The 463-nt window shown below is 45.4% G+C and carries 1 protein-coding gene; it reads left to right on the top strand.

Going from position 1 to position 463, the window contains the following annotated elements; genetic code table 11:
- Window positions 1-419: metallophosphoesterase family protein (locus P3R27_RS14755; RefSeq protein ID WP_438839301.1), on the top strand; the 419-nt coding region annotated here is incomplete at its 5' end.
- Between the last annotated feature and the right edge of the window lie 44 nt (window positions 420-463).

A 463-nucleotide genomic window follows, 5' to 3' on the forward strand; every position in this document is an offset into this window, starting at 1 on the left:
GCTTATCAGAGCGTGGAAACGTTAATCACTGGCTGCTTAATGGCGGTGGCTGGTTCTTTAATCTCGATTACGACAAAGAAATTCTGGCTAAAGCTCTTGCCCATAAAGCAGATGAACTTCCGTTAATCATCGAACTGGTGAGCAAAGATAAAAAATATGTTATCTGCCACGCCGATTATCCCTTTGACGAATACGAGTTTGGAAAGCCAGTTGATCATCAGCAGGTAATCTGGAACCGCGAACGAATCAGCAACTCACAAAACGGGATCGTGAAAGAAATCAAAGGCGCGGACACGTTCATCTTTGGTCATACGCCAGCAGTGAAACCACTCAAGTTTGCCAACCAAATGTATATCGATACCGGCGCAGTGTTCTGCGGAAACCTAACATTGATTCAGGTACAGGGAGAAGGCGCATGAGACTCGAAAGCGTAGCTAAATTTCATTCGCCAAAAAGCCCGATG

Source organism: Enterococcus spodopteracolus (assembly GCF_030441955.1).
Classification (GTDB): Bacteria; Bacillota; Bacilli; order Lactobacillales; family Enterococcaceae; genus Enterococcus_B; species Enterococcus_B spodopteracolus.